Source organism: Caballeronia novacaledonica (assembly GCF_900258035.1).
Classification (GTDB): domain Bacteria; phylum Pseudomonadota; class Gammaproteobacteria; order Burkholderiales; family Burkholderiaceae; genus Caballeronia; species Caballeronia novacaledonica.
Genome location: NZ_OGTP01000064.1, coordinates 1 through 932 on the forward strand (window position 1 = coordinate 1; position 932 = coordinate 932).

Below are 932 nucleotides of genomic sequence, written 5' to 3' on the forward strand. Positions count from 1 at the left end.
GTGCTCGATTATCTGGGCCGGCTCGATCATCAGGTGAAGATTCGCGGGTTCCGCATCGAACTGGGTGAAATCGAAGCGCGGCTCGCGCAACTCGATCATGTGCGAGAGGCGGTGGTGATTGCGCACGAAGGCAAGCTGATCGCGTATGTAAGCAGCGACGCATCGTTCGATGATCGACAGGCGAAAACGCAACTTGCGAGCAGCCTGCCGGATTACATGGTGCCGTGGCGCATCGTCGTGCTGGATGCCTTGCCGCTGAGCGCTAACGGCAAGGTGGATCGCAAGGCGTTGCCAGCGCCCTCGGCGGAAGTGGACGACGCGCAATGGCAAGCGCCCCAAAGCGCACTCGAAACGCAACTCGCGACGATCTGGTCGGAGTTGCTTGGCGTCGCGCGTATCGGTCGCAACGATAACTTCTTCGAACTGGGCGGCAACTCGCTGATGGCGGTGCGCTTGAACGCCCGCATCGGGCTGGAGTTGAACGCGAGTCTTGCGCTTGCGGCGCTGTTCGAGGCGGCATCGCTCGCGGCGCTTGCGCAGGCGATCGAGTCAACGCGCGACCGCACTCCGGGCGATCGGGCGCTGGACGAACTCGACACCTTCCTCGATACCCTCTGAGCACGATTCATGGATAAGGACAAGGCCACGCGCATCGCGCGCCGCTTCATCGAACTTTCGCAGGACAAGCGCCGGCTATTCTGGCAAAAGATGGTCGAGGAGGGCGTGACGCCGGCGCAACTTCCCATTCTCGCGCGCGAAAGAGCGGCCGAGCAGGCGCTTTCGGTTTCCTACGCGCAGCAGCGTCAATGGTTCCTGTGGCAGTTGTCGCCCGAGAGCAGCGCGTATCACGTGGCCGGTGGCTTGCGTCTGCGCGGGCGGGTGGATCGCGTCGCGTTGCGCGCGAGCTTCGAAGCGATCGTCGCGCGACACGA

Annotated in this window: 2 protein-coding genes; both read left to right on the forward strand. The window is 63.3% G+C overall.

All coding sequences use genetic code 11. The features are described from left to right. On the forward strand, positions 1-618 hold a 618-nt coding region (locus NOV72_RS31730), incomplete at its 5' end, for a phosphopantetheine-binding protein (RefSeq protein ID WP_245933237.1). 9 nt (positions 619-627) lie between these two features. After that, on the forward strand, positions 628-932 hold a 305-nt coding region (locus tag NOV72_RS31735), incomplete at its 3' end, for a condensation domain-containing protein (protein ID WP_181291215.1).